2 protein-coding genes are annotated in these 17,504 nt (G+C 39.8%); one reads left to right on the top strand and one right to left on the bottom strand.

Annotated features, from left to right (window positions below; translation table 11 throughout):
• Nucleotides 1–10: 10 nt before the first annotated feature.
• Nucleotides 11–8,377, bottom strand: coding sequence for a non-ribosomal peptide synthetase (locus FJR06_RS20560; RefSeq protein WP_174783512.1), 8,367 nt, complete (start codon nucleotides 8,375–8,377; stop codon nucleotides 11–13).
• A 1,197-nt stretch (nucleotides 8,378–9,574) separates the two neighbouring features.
• Between FJR06_RS20560 and FJR06_RS20555 the strand changes: the two genes are divergently transcribed.
• Complete coding sequence (locus tag FJR06_RS20555) at nucleotides 9,575–17,482, top strand: type I polyketide synthase (protein WP_217359802.1); 7,908 nt, start codon at nucleotides 9,575–9,577, stop codon at nucleotides 17,480–17,482.
• The last annotated feature ends 22 nt before the right edge of the window (nucleotides 17,483–17,504 follow it).

Raw genomic sequence — 17,504 nt, 5'->3', positions numbered from 1 at the left:
TCTATCCTCTTTAGTCAATTTCCGCGAGAATTTCGTCTAGTTCCTGTTGATTTAAGTTCGCCACTGGAAAATCAGAGGGAGTGTATCCCCCAACTTCAGGAGACAGACAATGGTCAATCAGTTTGAGCAAAGCTTGGAGATACTTCTGAACGAGTGATTCTACTGTAGAATGTCGATGGAGGTGGCGACTGTAGCTCCAGTTAATTTGCAACTGCCCTTCTATTACTCTGGCAGTAATTTCTAATAGATGAGTACGATGCCCCTCCAGACTTTGATTAGCTCCTTTAGATTCACTAGCTAATTTCCAATCAATTCCTCGTAATTGTCCCTGGTCGAATTGACCCAAGTAGTTAAAACTAACTTCCCTGAATGGTAGTGCGGCTATTTGAAAACTAATTTCTTGATTTTGACTCAAATAACGTAAAATTCCATAGCTAATACCTTGTTGAGGAATAGCTCGCAACTGTTCTTTAATTGATTTGAGAGCCTCTCCCAAATGATTTTGATTTTGCAGTTGCAATATTACTGGAAATATGCTTGTGAACCAGCCTACTGTCCTAGATACATCCACATCGGCAAATATATCTTCTCGACCATGCCCTTCTAGGTCAATGAGTACTGTGGAATTTCCTGTCCATTCTGCCAAAGTTTGCACTAAAGCTGTCAGCAGCACTTCGTTAATTTGGGTATTATAGGCAGAGGGAACTTGTTGCAAGAGGGCGCAAGTTTGTTCTTGACTGAGAGTAACAAATACATTAGCAGCACTAGCTACTGAGTTGTTTTGTTTTCCTGTGGGATCATCTACTGGTAGGGAATTCACCTCAGACCAAGGCTGTTTTAACCAGTAATCTAATTGCGATCGCACTGCCTCAGCTTGCCCATATTCCTGCAAAAGCATAGCCCATTCTTTAAAAGCTAAGGTCTTAGGTGGCAGTTGAATAGTTTCTTGTTGTTTTAACTGCTGGTAAACTGTGAACAAATCTTCTAGTAAAATCCGCCAGGAGACCCCATCGACCGCTAGATGATGGATAACGATCAGTAATCGACTATCTTGGTTATTGCCTAATTGAAACAATACCACTCTCATTAATGGCCCATCTGAGAGATTTAGGCTAGCCTGTTGGATAGTCGCTATTTGCTCTAAGGTTTGTGGTAGTTGTGATTGAGGAGTTTGGGATAAGTCGATGACTTGGAAAGGTACTTCATCAGAAATGCCATAGTTGATTTGCTGCCATTCACCTTCCTCAAAGCTAAACCGCAAACGTAAAGCATCATGATGCTCTAATAATTTGCCAATAGCTTGGGACAGTAACTCTGGTTTGAGATCAGAGGGAACTTGCAGCAGTACTGATTGATTGAAATGGTGCGGTTCAGATCGATTTTGCTCAAAGAACCAATGTTGAATCGGAGTTAGAGGTACAAATCCTGTCACTAAACCCTGTTGAACCAACATCAATGTGCAAGTATCAGCTACAGCAGCTAGTTCGGCAAGGGTTGAATATTGGAATATTTGTCGTGGGGTGATTTTGATTCCTGCTTGACGAGCGCGACCGACTACTTGAATACTGAGGATGGAGTCACCACCGACTTCAAAGAATTTATCGTAGCGACTTACTTGCTTAATTCCCAAGACATCTTGCCAAATCGTGGCTAAAATCTGCTCAACAGGTGTCTGTGGCGGAACAAACTCTTGTTCTCGTGTCAGTTCTGCTTCTGGTGCAGGTAACATCTTGCGGTCTACCTTACCATTGGGGGTTAATGGCAAAGTTGACAAGATGACGAAACTGGAAGGAATTATGTAATCTGGCAATTTCTGCTGTAAGAAACGGCGCAAATCACTCATGCTTATAGACTGGTTCTGTGTGACTAAATAAGCTACCAGTCGTTTGTTACCAGGAGTGTCTTCCCGCAGCATGACTACTGCTTGTTGAATTTGCGGATAAGTTTCTAGGACAGATTCAACTTCTCCTAATTCAATGCGGAAGCCGCGAAGTTTAACTTGGTTATCGATGCGACCAAGAAATTCTATATTGCCATCCGGTAAATAGCGAGCTAAATCCCCAGTCTTATACAATTTTTGGGAATTATCAAAGGGGTTGGCAATGAATTTCTGGGAAGTTAATTCGGGTTGGTTAAGGTAGCCTCTGGCTAAACCTTCCCCACCAATGTATAATTCCCCAACAATACCAATGGGTACAGGTTGGAGATCGGGGTTGAAAATGTAGATTTGGGTATTAGAAATTGGTCGCCCAATACTAGGTTGCTTAATTGCCCCTTTTTGCACCAAACTAAATGTTGAGTAGGTTGTATCTTCGGACGGTCCGTAGAGATTGTAAACTCGCTGAATATTTTCCTGCTGGTAAAGTTGCTGTGCCAGTTGATTTGATAATGGTTCACCTGCGAGGTTAATTGTTTGCACACAATTAGGTATACCCTTGATTTGTAGCAGTTGAGCGATCGCGGTTGGTACTGTATTAATTAATGTCACCTCTTGAGCTTGTAAGCTAGGTAAATCTAAGGCATTCTGTGCCAGAATGACCTTACCTCCCCAAGCCAAGGGTACAAATAGCTCGAAGACTGACAAATCAAAACAAATCGAAGTTGAAGCCAAAACACCCGCTAGTTCGTCAGTAGTAAAGACTTGTTTTGCCCAACACAAGAGAGTTATAGTGCTGTGATGCTCAATGACTACGCCTTTGGGTTTGCCTGTTGAGCCGGAAGTATAAATTGCGTAAGCCGAGTTGCGAGAATTAACCTGACTGATAGGATTTTTCTTATTCTTTAAGGAAATGTCCCCGCCATCTGTATTTAATATCACCATGTCAGCTTTGTTTTCAGGTAATCTTGCCACTAATTTCTGTTGTGTGAGTAACACCGATACCTGGGAATCAGCCAAAATCATCTCTAGACGCTGTGTTGGGTAGGTTGGATCTAATGGTACATATGCCCCACCTGCCTTGAGAATGCCTAATAGTCCTACGACCATTTGAGGGGAACGCTCTAGACAAATGCCTACTAGTACTTCTGGTTTTACGCCTTTTGTTTGTAAATAATGGGCTAGTTGATTAGCTTGCTCATTTAACTCTTGATAGGTTAATTGTTGATTTTCAAATACTACCGCTACTGCATTGGGACTACGTTCTACTTGTTCTTCAAATAGCTGATGAATACATTTGTCTTGCGGATAGTTAGCTTTGGTATTATTCCATTCTACTAACAGTTGATACTGTTCTTTATCTGAGAGTAAACAATGCTTTTCATATAGTTCTGACCATTGATTGGCCATTGCTGTTAGAGCTTCTTGATAGTATCCGCCAATCATTTTCATCTGTTCTTTACAGAATTGGCTGGGATCGTATTTCAGGGTAAACTCTACTTTGTAAGAAATTGGATGGAGACTAAAGTTAGCTAGTAAAGCAAAGTTAGTTTGATTAAAAAATTTACCATCTAATACTTCTAAATCTTTAACACCGATAATACTTTGGTAAACGTGGAAATGAACAAAGTTAAACGCAGTCTCAAACAAGGGCTGTCCACCAAAAGTCCGTTGCAATTCAGCCAGGGGATATCTTCGCCAAGGTAAGCATTCCCGTTCAGCATCAAAGGTCTGCCTTACTAGGTCTATCCAACTGCCACCAAGGAGTTTTAAACGCAATGGCAAAGTATTAAGAAATAACCCTAATACTTTTTCTCCATCAGTATCTTCTAGTCTGCCATTAGATACTAAACCTGTGATAATATCTGTCTGGTTAGTTAATAAGCTCAATACCCTTAAATGAGCCGCTAATAAAACACTTTTAAGAGGTATTCCCGTGGCTTTACTTAACTGTTTTAAACCCTGAGAAACTCTAGAAGATATAGAAACTGGCAAATCGCAATTTTTAGTGGCAGCGTTCGACTTTGACCACCGTGGCAGTTTGGTAATAATGATGTCGCTGAGTTGCTTTTGCCAATATTTTTGGCATTCTTGAGTATGAAGAGTTGTTTGCTCTAATGCGACAAAATCTCGAAAGGTAATTGTGGGTGGTGCTGACAGAGGAAGAACGTCTTTACCTAGAAGATATAAATATTGTTGCAATAATTCAGTGAGCAACGAGGCCTCACTCCAGCCGTCAAGAATAGAGTGGTGGAAGCTCAAAGTTAAATTAAATGTCTCAGAGGTGCGGCGATGAACATAAAAGCGTAGTAAAGGCGGAACACCCCAATCAAAATGTCGTTTTTTCTCTTGTTCAATCCAGGCATCAAGCGATACTTCTTGTTCAGTAGTCGATAAATGGCTCAGATCGTCTACCTTTAAAGGAACATCTACTTGTTGATGAACCAGTTGTAGTGGCTGCTTGTAGTCAGTCAGAACAAAGCTGGTACGTAGCACCGGATGACGATTTACTACCTGTTGAATGGCACTGTGTAAAGCCTGGGGGTCAAGAGTGGCTCGAATGTAATAAGTAAAGACATCGTGGTAGATCGAGACATCATTACTATACTCACTGTGGAAGATCATCCCTGCCTGTAGTGCTGCAAGCGGATAGGCATCTTCTACATCCTCTGGCAAATTTAGGCGCTGTTCGTCAGAGATGAGGCTGAAGGCTTCTGTTTTTGGTGTGGGTAAAAAACCCAGTTCGCGGCTAACTAAACCAGCCAATTCTTGGATTGTCTGATATTGTAATAGCTGTGGTAGAGAAAAATCGAAACCAATTTGTTTAGCTTTGGCGATCACTTGGATACCCCGAATTGAGTCTCCTCCTAGTTCAAAAAAGTTGTCATGGATACCCACCTGTTCGATCCCCAGAACTTCAGCCCAAATTACAGCTAATATTTCTTCAATGGGAGTACATGGCGCAACATAGGTGTTTGCCAACTCGAGACGGATTTGTTCTAGAGATGGTAAGGCACGACGGTCGATTTTGCCATTGGCTGTCAGTGGTATAGCATCCAACATGACGAAAGCATTTGGCATCATGTACTCTGGTAGACGTGATTCTGAATAACTACGCAGTTGGGGTATGAGTTGACGGTTCAACCTTGGCTGTAAGGGCTGGTTCGCATAAAATTGCCAGTCATGCAAGGGTTTGGCTTGACCGTTTGTAGGAGTGAAGACTCTCAGAGGGACTTTTGCCTGACTTTGGTGTTGCACAAAGATGACATCGTAATAGCCTAAGACACTAGAGTCTGACCAACTAACAACTAAAGAATAAGACAAAGCCTCAGCTAAAGCATATAAGTCATCAAGTTCTACTCCTGCCTCTGGAGAAATAGCATCTATGGACTGACGCAATTGGCTCACTGTCTGGAATTTGTGAGGATTTTTCAGTAATTCTAAGGTTTTTAAAGGTTTAATTAACCGTGGATTTAGTAACCGTGTAATGCCCAGTATCTCAGGTTTCGCCTCTGCTAGCAGATGTTGTACCATAGCCAATGTAAGTTTTTGGTTCTGCCAGTCCAACCACTGAATATCATGGGGGACATCCACCGTAGTTCCCACATACAGTAGGACGTTATAACGAAATTGAGTCAGTTCGTTATGGTGCTGACCTCGTTGTAGATGGATCTGCACATGAGTAATTTGGGGAAAACGCTGTTGAATAGCCGCAAAGAAGGCTGGGTCAATCAGCAGTTCATTTTCTTGGGCAATTCGCCTCTGCACCTGCTGTTGCCATTGGGCTACAGATAAATCGGGCGAAGCTTTATGCAGTTCTACAGAGGTGTGGAAAGCTTCTAGTAATTGCAGATTCCGCACATCTCCCAGGAAAATACAGCCTCCAGGGGCGACTGTATTCACTGCTCCTTCTAAGACACGCAACAAATAATCAATATGGGGGAAGTACTGCACAACTGAGTTAAGGATGATGGTGTCAAATCCTTGTGCCTCTAAACCCTCAAAATTATCTGCTGGACGCTGCGATAGATTCACATGGTGCAGTTGTGACTCTGGTTTGCTCAAGTGCTGCTGAATGTAGTCTAGTCCCCTTGATGAGATGTCTGTTCCCCAATAATGGCGGCAGTACGGAGCAATTTGGAATAAAATTAGTCCTGTTCCACAACCAATTTCAAGGACTCGATTTGGTTGCTGGGCAAGAATTGTCTCAACTTTGTCGTTTAGCCAATCACGCATTTGTACTGCTGGAATTGGCTGACCTGTGTAGCTACTGTTCCAGCCGACTATATTAAACATCGGGTCTGGCTCTAGGTTAGCTTGGCTGTAAGTCTGGTTGTAGAGCATTTGCCATTGCAATATTTGTTCGTCAAATAAATTTACTTCTTGGTTATGCTCAACAGCATCGCTGGGTTGAGAATTTCCGACGATGTAAGCAATGAGGCTTTTATGTCCAGTTTCTTCCTCGTGAACTATAACTATAGACTGTTCTACTGCTGGGTGGTGGCTGAGTACAGTCTCGATTTCTCCTAGTTCAATGCGGAAGCCGCGAATCTTAACTTGGTGGTCGATACGACCGAGAAATTCAATATTGCCATCGGGTAAATAGCGAGCTAAATCACCTGTTTTATATAATTTGCCATCACCGAAGGAATGAGAAATGAATTTGTGAGAAGTTAATTCAGGACGGTTAAGGTAGCCACGGGCTAAACCCACACCACCGATATGTAATTCTCCTGCTATACCAACTGGAACTGGTTGCAAATATTGATCGAGGATGTAAATTTGGGTGTTGGCAATGGGACGACCAATGGGAACTATCTGCTGTTGAATCTGTGGTAAACAATGCCAAAATGTGACATCAATTGCTGCTTCTGTTGGTCCATAGAGATTGTGTAGTTCGCAGTTTAACCGCTCAAAAAAACGTTGTGTCAGTTCATAAGGTAGTGCTTCTCCACTACAAATCACTCGCTTTAAGCAACTGCAATTTTCTAAGCTTGGTTCTTGCAGAAACACTCGCAGCATCGAAGGCACAAAATGGATTGTCGTAATTTGTTGCTGTTGTATCAGCTTGATTAAGTAAGTATTATCTTTATGCCCTTGAGGTTTCACCACTACCAAAGTTGCACCTGCCAATAACGGCCAAAAGAATTCCCATACTGAAACATCGAAACTGAAGGGAGTTTTTTGGAGAATGCGATCGCTGGATGTTAACTGATAAGTATTCTGCATCCACACTAAGCGATTACTAATGCCTTTATGGGTATTCATTGCTCCCTTTGGCTTACCTGTAGAGCCAGAGGTATAAATTACATAAGCTAAGTTCTCTCCTTTCACGCCACTGTTGAGATTGTTCTGATTCTCTTGAGCTATAACTTGCCAATCTCCATCCAAAGACACTACAATCGCTTGATTCTCTGGTAAGAGTTCAGTAAGCGAACGCTGGGTGAGCAAAACTTTCACCCCCGTATCTTCAAGCATATAACTCAAGCGTTCTTTGGGATAGCTAGGGTCTAATGGTACATACGCTCCTCCAGCTTTTAAAATTCCCAACAGTCCCACTACCATTTCTAGGGAACGCTCTATGCAAATACCTACCAGTACTTCTGGTTTTACACCTAATTTTTGCAAATAGTGCGCTAACTGATTAGCCCGCTCATTTAAATGGCGATAGGTTAATTGCTGATTGTCAAATACTACTGCTATTGCATCGGGGCTACGCTCTACTTGCTCTTCAAATAGTTGATGGATGCATTTTTGGGAATATTGGATCTCTGTATTATTCCATTTTCTAATTAATTGATTACGTTCTTCTGTTGTTAATATATCAATTTCTGACAATTTACAATCAGGATTAACTGTAACAGTTTCTATAATTTGCCGAAAATGTGCCAGCATTCTCTGAACAAAATCTGCACTAAAAGCATCTTTTGGGAAAGTTACAGAAACAGAAGTATCTTGAGCATCAATTTCAAAGACTAATTGAAAGTTGTTTAACAAAGAACTGTGACTGCATAATCCCTTGTGGATTAGGGCAATATCAAAAACCGCTGCTGGATTTCCGCCTCTGGCAATAAACGTTTCTACAAGACTGTCTACATCATAATTTTGGTAACGGTATCCTTCTTGGAGATTACTGCGAGTTATTTTAAGTAAATCCTTAAATGAAATAATCTTTTGTTTGTCAAATCTGGAGAATATTAAGCTATTAGACTTGTCTAGGTTCAAAGCTCCCGTTGCTACAATAAATTGTTCTTGAGCAGTATATTTAAATATTAAAAATTTAATAACTGATAGATATAAAGCTAGGTTATTAACAGGAGAATTAGTAGTTAAATTATATATTTTATCGCGTAGCTCTATAGATATAGTATCAATTATTTTGTCTTGTTTTTCTATTTTATTTTGAATTCCAATATTAAATAAAGTTGTGACTGGCTGGATTTCTCGCAGTTGTCGAATTTGATAATCTATTGAAACAAGATGTGTTTCTATCACGTCCATAAACTTCTCCAAAAATTTAGATGATATTTTTTTATATTAAAATTCCACTATTAGTCACATATTTTCTGACTAATTCAAGTTCTGACTAATTCAAGATAGTAATTAGTGTGATATTGTTTAAGCCTTGGTGACTAAATTTGCGCGCCAGATGCTTTATGGCGGTAAATTCTCCCGCAGTGATGGCTCACCACCGCACTGGCTTGGCTACACAGATACAACACGCCTACGCGGGTTCAAAAATTTTAAGGCTAAGAAAAAAGAGGAACTTATTAAGTGCTAGTTTCATAGAGAATTGGTATAGAGCCTTAAATATTAAATTTACAGCATAAGCGTTTTGGATACAATAGGTCATTAAGAAAAAATTTCATTTATTTTTCACCCTGGAATTTAAGTGACAGCCAAAATGCTTGTATAGATAGATTTGCTTGCAATTAACTGCATTGTAAATTTTTTTTAAGTAGGGATCGCTCACACGAGCATCTCCCCATCAAACTTAGTTTTCTTTTTGATTCATGGCAGTTCCAGCAGCGATCACTAGATTTTACCTTTACTATACTATAAATATCTATACAGAACTTAAGAATAGAATTTACAAAGTTTATCTATATTAAATGATTGGTTTAGCAAGTAATACTACTTACATCTCTATTTTCCCTCAAACTCACAATTTTTTGCTTGACAGACCACTAGGAGTTTATCGTTGGTTTGTACCCTCACCGAAGAGGCAGAGGGGAAGGGGGCTTTCTAGCAGGGAGAGCAAGCCCTTCCTCTCTGCGACAAGCGTTGCGGAGCATGGGTAAGAAGCCCCGCCCTTCCAGGGCGCTTGGCTTGGGACGGGATACAAGCTTTGTCCCAGTCTCTCCCCTCTGCTCCCCTACTTCTTTTGACTTTTTGCTTACATTTTGGCGCATTGGGGCATCGCGGCACAAATTGCATTTCAAACAATATTTCTACAATTACTTTTGTGTTTTTTTTTACTCAACCTTAAACGAATGCCCCGGATTGCATTTAGTCATGAAATTGACAATCAAATTTCCAGGTGCAAGATATAAGAAGACTATAAACATCAAAATGAATACATTGTTTTTTTGAATTGTACGGTTGTTTGCTGTTAATCAATTTTTGTAATATGATACCGAATTCAAAAAAGAGTGGGACAAATAATAAAAGTATAAAAGGTAGCAATAGGGGCATATAATGGCAGGGGGAACACAGATAGACTTCCAAGAAAGTGTAGAGGAACAGGAGACACTGCTGCGTCAACAGGATAATGCAATGCTCTTTGGTGAACAATTAGAAGATATCTGGCGGACTCTTCCAGAAGTATTGAGTGATGCTGCTAAGTACGAAAGTCAAGGTATTACATATATTAGAAGTGACGAAAGTCAATATTTTCAGACTTATAAAGATTTATATAATGATGCTCTGATTATTTTAGATGGGCTTTATCGACGCGGACTTAAATTAGGAGATAAAGCCATATTACAAATTGGGAGAAATCAAGATTTTATTCCTGCACTTTGGGCTTGTTTTTTAGGTGGGATTATACCTGCACCTTTGAGCATCGCTCCCAATTATGATATACAAAATGCCGCAGTTAAAAAACTTGAAAATGTCTGGCAGATTTTAGAGAAGCCTATTATATTAACGGATTGTGAATTAATTAGCAAAATAGAAAAATTAACTACTCAATCTCATTTAAAGGAATTGCGGGTAGTATCTATAGATAAATTACGAAGTAATCAATCTCTATCAAACCAACTGTCGGCTCATGAATTACCTCATCTTACACCATTAGATCCAGCATTATTACTATTTACTTCTGGTAGTACAGGCCTACCCAAGGGAGTGATGTTGCATCATCGCAACCTTTTATCTATGTCCGTCGGTACAGTGCGGATGAATAATTTTACACGACAAGAAGTTACCCTAAATTGGATGCCCTTAGACCATGTAGGGGCAATAGTATTTTTAGGAATTATGGCTGTGGATTTGGCTTGTCATCAAATCCATGTGCCAATTGAATTAATTTTACGTCAACCACTCAAATGGTTAGGACTAATTCAAAAGTATCAAGCTACTATCTCTTGGTCTCCCAACTTTGCATTCTCCTTAATTAATCAGCATACTGAAGAACTTAACCAATCTTGTTATGACCTCTCCTCAATCAAATTTTTAGTTAATGCCGGAGAGCAAGTTTCGGTCAAAACTATTCGCTTGTTTTTAGAAATTCTAGAAAAACATAAATTGCGGGATAGAGTAATTAAACCAGCATTCGGGATGACTGAATCTTGTTCTGGAATTACTTGGTCAGCAGGTTTAAGCAAAGATGAATTGATAGAAGAAAATAGTTTTGTCTCTCTAGGTCGCCCTATTCCTGGAGCTACTATTAGAATTATTGACCAAGAGAATAATATTTTGCCAGAAAACGAAGTTGGACGACTTCAGATTAAAGGACCTTCTGTAACTGAAGGATATTATAATAATCCCGATCTTAACCAAGAAGTTTTTCAAGATGGAGGTTGGTTTACTACTGGAGATTTAGGTTATCTACACAATGGTGAATTAGTTATTACTGGTAGAGAGAAACAAGAAATTATTATTAACGGTATTAACTACTTCGCCCATGAAATTGAAACAGCGATAGAAGAATTAGATGGTGTAGCTATTTCCTATACGGCTGCCTTTGCAGTTTTCGACCAAAACAGAGAAACAGATTTATTAGTTATTATTTTTAGTCCAGAATCAAATAATATTGATAATGCAGTAAAAGTATTCAGACAAATTCGCAGGCATTTAACACAGAAAGTAGGAATTGCGCCTGCTTATGTGATTCCTTTGGCGGCTGAGTTAATTCCCAAAACATCTATTGGTAAGGTTCAAAAAGCTAAATTAAAAAAAGATTTTGAACAGGGATTATTTAGTGATCGCATCCAAGCAATCAATGAATATTTAGCGAGCGATCGCCAAAAAAACGCCAGCTTACCACAGTCTGAAAATGAACGCCAAATAGCAGCAGTTTGGTGTGAGATTTTACAACTTGATTCAGTAGGTATACAGGATAACTTCTTTGAATTAGGAGGGAATTCTCTACACCTAATTCGTGTCCGAAACCAATTAGAAAAAATTTTTGGTCGCCAGATACCTCTAACTGAAATATTTAAAAATTCTACAGTTGCCACATTAGCCCATTTCTTAACTGAAGAATCTAATACCACAAATATTATAGCAGAAAAAAGTCGAAAACGCGCCGAAAATCGTTCGCGTCGCCATCAGGACACTCATGATATTGCTATTATTGGTATGGCAGGTCGATTTCCTGGAGCTAACAACATAGATAGTTTTTGGGAAAATCTCAAAAACGGAGTCGAAACAATATCCTTCTTTTCTGAAGAAGAACTACTAGAGTCGGGGGTTGCTCCTGAACTTTTCCAGCAGCCTAACTATGTCAAAGCTAGACCGATTCTCGACAAGGTAGAATCCTTTGATAATGAGTTTTTTGGATACACAGACCGAGAAGCAGAATTACTCGATCCCCAGCAACGTTTACTGCTGCAATGTAGCTGGGAGTGTTTAGAAAACGCTGGCTATAATCCTAACTCCTATGAGGGAGCGATCGGGATGTTTGCTGGGGCAAGCATGAACACCTATTTTATTAATAATTGCTATCCGTATCGCGGTCAATTAGATGCCAACGACGAGTTACAACCCTTCACATTAGATTCGATGGGAGGGTTTCAAACGATGGTGGCTAACGATAAAGACTATTTGACTACACGGATTTCCTATAAATTGAACCTGCGTGGACCTAGTGTGAATGTCCAAACAGCCTGTTCCACTGGACTAGTAGTTGTGCATCTAGCCTGTCAAAGTCTGTTGAACGGTGAAAGTGACATGGCTTTGGCTGGAGCTGCTTCTATCAACTCTCCCCAAAAGATTGGTTATTTGTATCAAGAAGGTTTGATTGTATCTCCTGATGGGCATTGTCGCGCCTTTGATGCCCAAGCGAATGGTACTATTTTTGGCAGTGGGGTTGGAGTTGTTTTGCTCAAGAGATTAAAAGACGCTCTAGCAGATAACGATCATATCTACGCTGTGATTAAGGGATCTGCCATCAATAACGATGGCGGTAGAAAGCTAGGATTTACAGCTCCTGGAGGAGAAGGTCAAACTTTAGTAGCAGCCGAAGCACTAGCCTTTGCCGGAGTCGAAGCTGATACCATTGGCTTTGTAGAAGCTCATGGCACAGGTACAAAACTGGGAGATCCTATCGAAATCGATGCTTTGGCTAGAGCATATAGCACTGCAAATCAGGGAGAGTGTGCTTTGGGATCGGTGAAGACCAATATCGGGCATATGCAAATTGCTTCTGGTATTGTTGGTCTAATCAAAGCTGCTTTGGCTCTCAAACATCAAATTATTCCCCCGACTTTACACTTCAATACTCCCAACCCCCAGATTGATTTTTCCCAGACTCCTTTTTATGTCAATACCGCAGCCATACCCTGGACTGCAAAGCAAGAAGATGGCAAGGAGTTGCCTCGACGCGCTGGGGTTAACTCTTTAGGAATTGGTGGCGTGAATGCTCATGTGGTGCTGGAAGAAGCGCCCGCCATTATTCCCCAGTCCAATGACATCAAGCGTCCCCACCATTTACTCACACTTTCTGCCAGAACAGAACAGGCTTTGGTAGATTTAGCAAAAAGCTATGCAGAATTTCTTCAAAATCATCCCGCCAGCGATATCTCCGATATAGTATTCACAGCCAATACTAGCCGAGTTCATTTCCAGAATCGTTTAGCGGTGACTGGTTGCCAAATTGATGATTTTGTTACTAAATTACATCAGTTTGGACAACAAAATATAGAGTCAGTAATTCACGCTCAAGTTGATGAAAAGCAGCCTCCCAAAATTGCCTTTTTGTTCACAGGACAGGGTTCTCAGTATCTGGGAATGGCTAACCAACTCTATCAAACCCAACCAACTTTCCGGCGAACTTTAGACCAATGTGAAACAATATATCAAGAACTAACAGGTAGATCTTTACTGCAAGTCATCTTTGCTAATTCTGATGTAGCTTTAAATCATACATCTTATACCCAACCAGCTTTATTTGTTGTCGAAGTAGCACTAGCTCAATTATGGCGTTTTTGGGGCATTGAGCCTACTGCTGTTTTAGGGCATAGCTTGGGCGAGTATGCGGCTGCTTGTTTTGCAGGAGTTTTTGATATTGAAAGTGGTTTAAAACTGGTCGTACAAAGAGCAAATTTAATTGGTGGATTACCCGCAGAGCAAGGAGCGATGGCTGCCGTTTTTCTGGATGAAACATCTGTGCGGCAATTGTGTAAAAATCAGGGGATAAAAGTTGCGATCGCAGCAATCAATGCAAAACAACATACAGTAATTTCCGGCGAACAAACAATCATTCAACAACTTAGCGAACACTTTATTAACGCTGGAGTAAAAGTTCGCCAATTAAAGGTTTCTCATGCTTTTCATTCACCATTAATAGCACCCGTATGTGGAGAATTTAAAAATACCCTGCAAGAAATTGATTTTGCTAAACCCCAAATTCCTATTATCTCTAACCTGACAGGAGAAATTGCAGATGACAGTATTGTTACTCCTGATTATTGGATTCAACATTTGCTGCATCCTGTGCAATTTTATCAAGGAGTTGTGTCTCTAGAATCTCTTGGATGTGATAGTTTTATCGAAATTGGACCACAACCTGTTCTTTTAGGCATTATTCAGTCATCGATATCTTTATCTAACCCTCTAATATTACCGAGTTTACGCTCAGGATTTTCTGATTGGGAAGTTCTACTAGAAAGTCTAGGTAAACTTTATGTACGTGGTGCAAATATAGATTGGTTTGGACTTGAAAAAGATTACCAACCTAAAAGATGTGCTTTACCAACTTATCCTTTTCAGCAACGTCAACATTGGATTCCCTTAAAAACTCAATTCCAAACTGCCAAGGAATCTGCTGTTGTCAAGATGTTGTCTCAAAAAGATACAAACAATTTGATCCAGACTCTAATAGAAACTGGGAATTATTCTGAAGCTGAAAAACAAACTTTATCGGCAATTGTTCAACAATTAATTCAGCTACATCATCAAGACACAGGTAATTCTAATTTTGATAACTTACTTTATCAGTTAGAGTGGCTACCTCATCTTTTATCAGCTAAGAAATTAGAGAATTTAGAAATAATTCAAACTGATTTAGGCTCTTATTTGTCAGAACAAATCAAATCTACACAATTTACAGGAGTTTCTCTAGCTTTTTCCCAAATGGAAGAACTTAGTGCCAACTTTATTGTGAAAACGTTAAAAGATTTGGGATTATGGCAAATAAATACTATCCTCTCTCCAGAAAATAGTTTACGTCAGGCTGGCATTAAAGAGGAGTATAGATTACTATGGCAGCACTGCTTAAAAATATTGGCACAAACAGGCTTTCTAGAAAAGCAGGGTTTGGGCTGGAAAATCATCAGTGAACCGCAACAATCTCACTCTGATTTAACAGTAGATGATTTGATTGTTCAGTATCCAAATGCTTCCATAGAATTAACGCTGTTTAAGCGAGTTGCGGTCAATCTTGCAGCCATAATTACCGGGAAGATTTCTCCTTTATCCATCTTATTTGCTCAAGACGGGCAAATTGGAGTAGCAGAGTTTTATAAAAACACATCTTGGGCAAAAGTTCTCAACCTTAGTATCTCTAAAACAGTAGAGCTTTTATTATCAAACTATTCTCCATTAGAACCAATCCGAATTCTAGAAATTGGTGCGGGAACTGGAGCTACTACCCATCAAATTCTCCAAGCTTGTGCTTCTCGTCAAATTAACTACACATTTACTGATATCTCGCCATTCTTTCTAGAGACTGCCAAAGATACTTTTGCTCATTCTTTCATAGAATACAAAGTTTTGGACATAGAAAAAGACCCCGAAATTCAAGGTTTTTTACCCGGTTCTTACGATCTAATTATTGCAGCAAATGTATTGCATTCTACGCGGGATTTACAAGGAGAAACCTTACCCCATATTCGAGGTTTACTGCGTCCTGGAGGACACTTGTTACTCCTAGAACTTACTCATCAGTCCCGGTGGATTGATTTAATATTTGGCGTGACTCAAGGTTGGTGGCGTTTTAGCGATCGCGATTTACGCTCAGATCATCCCATTATTGCAGCATCTACTTGGCAATCTATTCTCCGAGAATCTGGTTTTGCTCAAGCTGAATTTATTTCTCCTGACGAAAAAATTGGCAGTCCTTTATTTCAGCAAAGTATTATTGTTGCCCAAAATGCCGAAAAAAGCAGCGATATTTCGGGTAATTGGCTAATTTTTACCGATAGTGAAACAGATAATCTAGCTCTAGCAATTCAACAGCAACTAAGCAAAGATTGTGGATCTTGTGCGATCGCCAATTTAGAAAATAGCTCTGAGCTAGAAACACGGCTGGCTTCATCTCTCTGTTGGCGTGGAATTATTTATCTTGTGAATGGTGGTGAGGGCGATCAGTATGAGTCTACTTTATTCAATCGCTGTCACCATCTTTTAAATCTTCTCCAGGCGATTAAAAAAATACCTCATCCTCCCAAATTATTCCTCGTTACCCAAGGTGGTCAACCCTTTCGATTAGAGCAGCCATCTTTTGTTACTCAGTCTCCGCTTTGGGCGTTGGGGCGCGTGATGGGGCTAGAAGAACCAGAACTATGGGGGGGAATGATAGACCTCTGTCCCCACGCCGATATTGCTCAAAATCTTGTTGCTTTACTCTCAGGATTGACTAACTCTGTCACCGAAGATCATCTGATGTTCCGCAAAGGTCAAGCTTACGTTGCGCGTCTTTCCCCACTGGAATCTCTACCTACAAAACCAGTCACTATCCAAGCTCAAGCTACTTATTTGATTACAGGAGGTATTGGTCATCTAGGATTACAACTTGCTCGCCATCTGGTTGATTTGGGCGCAAAACACCTCATTTTGACTACACGTCGTCAATTTCCACTACGAGCAGAGTGGGATTCACAAGCAGAATTTGGGGAAATAATTCAAAATATCAAGACTTTAGAACAAAAGGGAGCAACTGTAGAAGTTTGTCAAGCAGATGTGGGAGATTTTGAGCAAATGTCACGCATCTTTACCAAAATTCAAAAAATATCTGATCCGCTCCGGGGTATTTTCCATCTTGCCGGAGTGTCAGGACGCAAAGCTAAATTAAGCGAATGTACATTAGATGATATTGCAGAAGTTTTTCAGGCAAAAGTTCGCGGTTCTTGGAATTTGCATCAGTTATCTTTAGCAACTCAATTAGACTACTTTGTTTTGTTCTCTACCGCAGGTGCAATTTGGGGAGCTAAAGAGCAAGGTTTATACGATACTGCTAGTCATTTTATGGATGCTTTAGCTCATTTACGTCATCTTCAAAAATTACCAGCTACTAGTTTGAATTGGGCATTATTAGCTGGAAATGGCATAGTTTCTCAAGATTATGAAGATTGGCTCAAACAAATTGGTATGAAAGAAATTGCTTTAGATAAAGCTTTTGCAGCAATGACCGCTATTATGGAATCTGGAAAAACACAAATCTTACTAGCTGATGTAGATTGGGTGCGATTCAAAAATATTTATCAATCTAAAGGCAATAAACCAATTTTTGAAAAATTAGGAGAATACAAAAATTCAGTTAAAGGAATTCAACAGTCAATCTCTACACGTCGTTTTCTAGAAGAAATTCCACCAGGAGAACGTCGGCAACATTTGTTTGAATATATTGGCAAACAAGTAGGGACAATTTTAGGAAATAAACAGATACCAGATACCGAACAAGGATTTTTAGAAATGGGGATTGATTCTTTGCTTTCGATTGAATTAAAAAATCGTTTAGAGAAAGGATTGGAAGTGGCTTTACCTGCTTCTTTGATATTTGATTTTCCTAACATTAGAAGATTAGTTGATTATTTAGTGGAACAGGTGTTTAGTTGGCAGGTTAATGCTTCTGTAAATGTTGTTCCTATTCAGGAGGAGGTTGATCAGGATTTATTTTTACAAGAGCTTGCAGATTTAGAGGCTTTTTTAGGTAATTCTTGATTTTTTAGCTCACGCAGAGAGA

It is taken from the genome of Dolichospermum sp. UHCC 0352, from assembly GCF_009711925.1.
Taxonomy (GTDB): domain Bacteria; phylum Cyanobacteriota; class Cyanobacteriia; order Cyanobacteriales; family Nostocaceae; genus Dolichospermum; species Dolichospermum lemmermannii.
This window is presented reverse-complemented; position numbering and strand designations above follow the sequence as displayed.

Bases quoted from the DNA above. Each gene is read 5' to 3' on its own strand.
- FJR06_RS20560 (WP_174783512.1), bottom strand. From the start codon at position 8,377: ATGGACGTGATAGAAACACATCTTGTTTCAATAGATTATCAAATTCGA.
- FJR06_RS20555 (WP_217359802.1), top strand. From the start codon at position 9,575: ATGGCAGGGGGAACACAGATAGACTTCCAAGAAAGTGTAGAGGAACAG.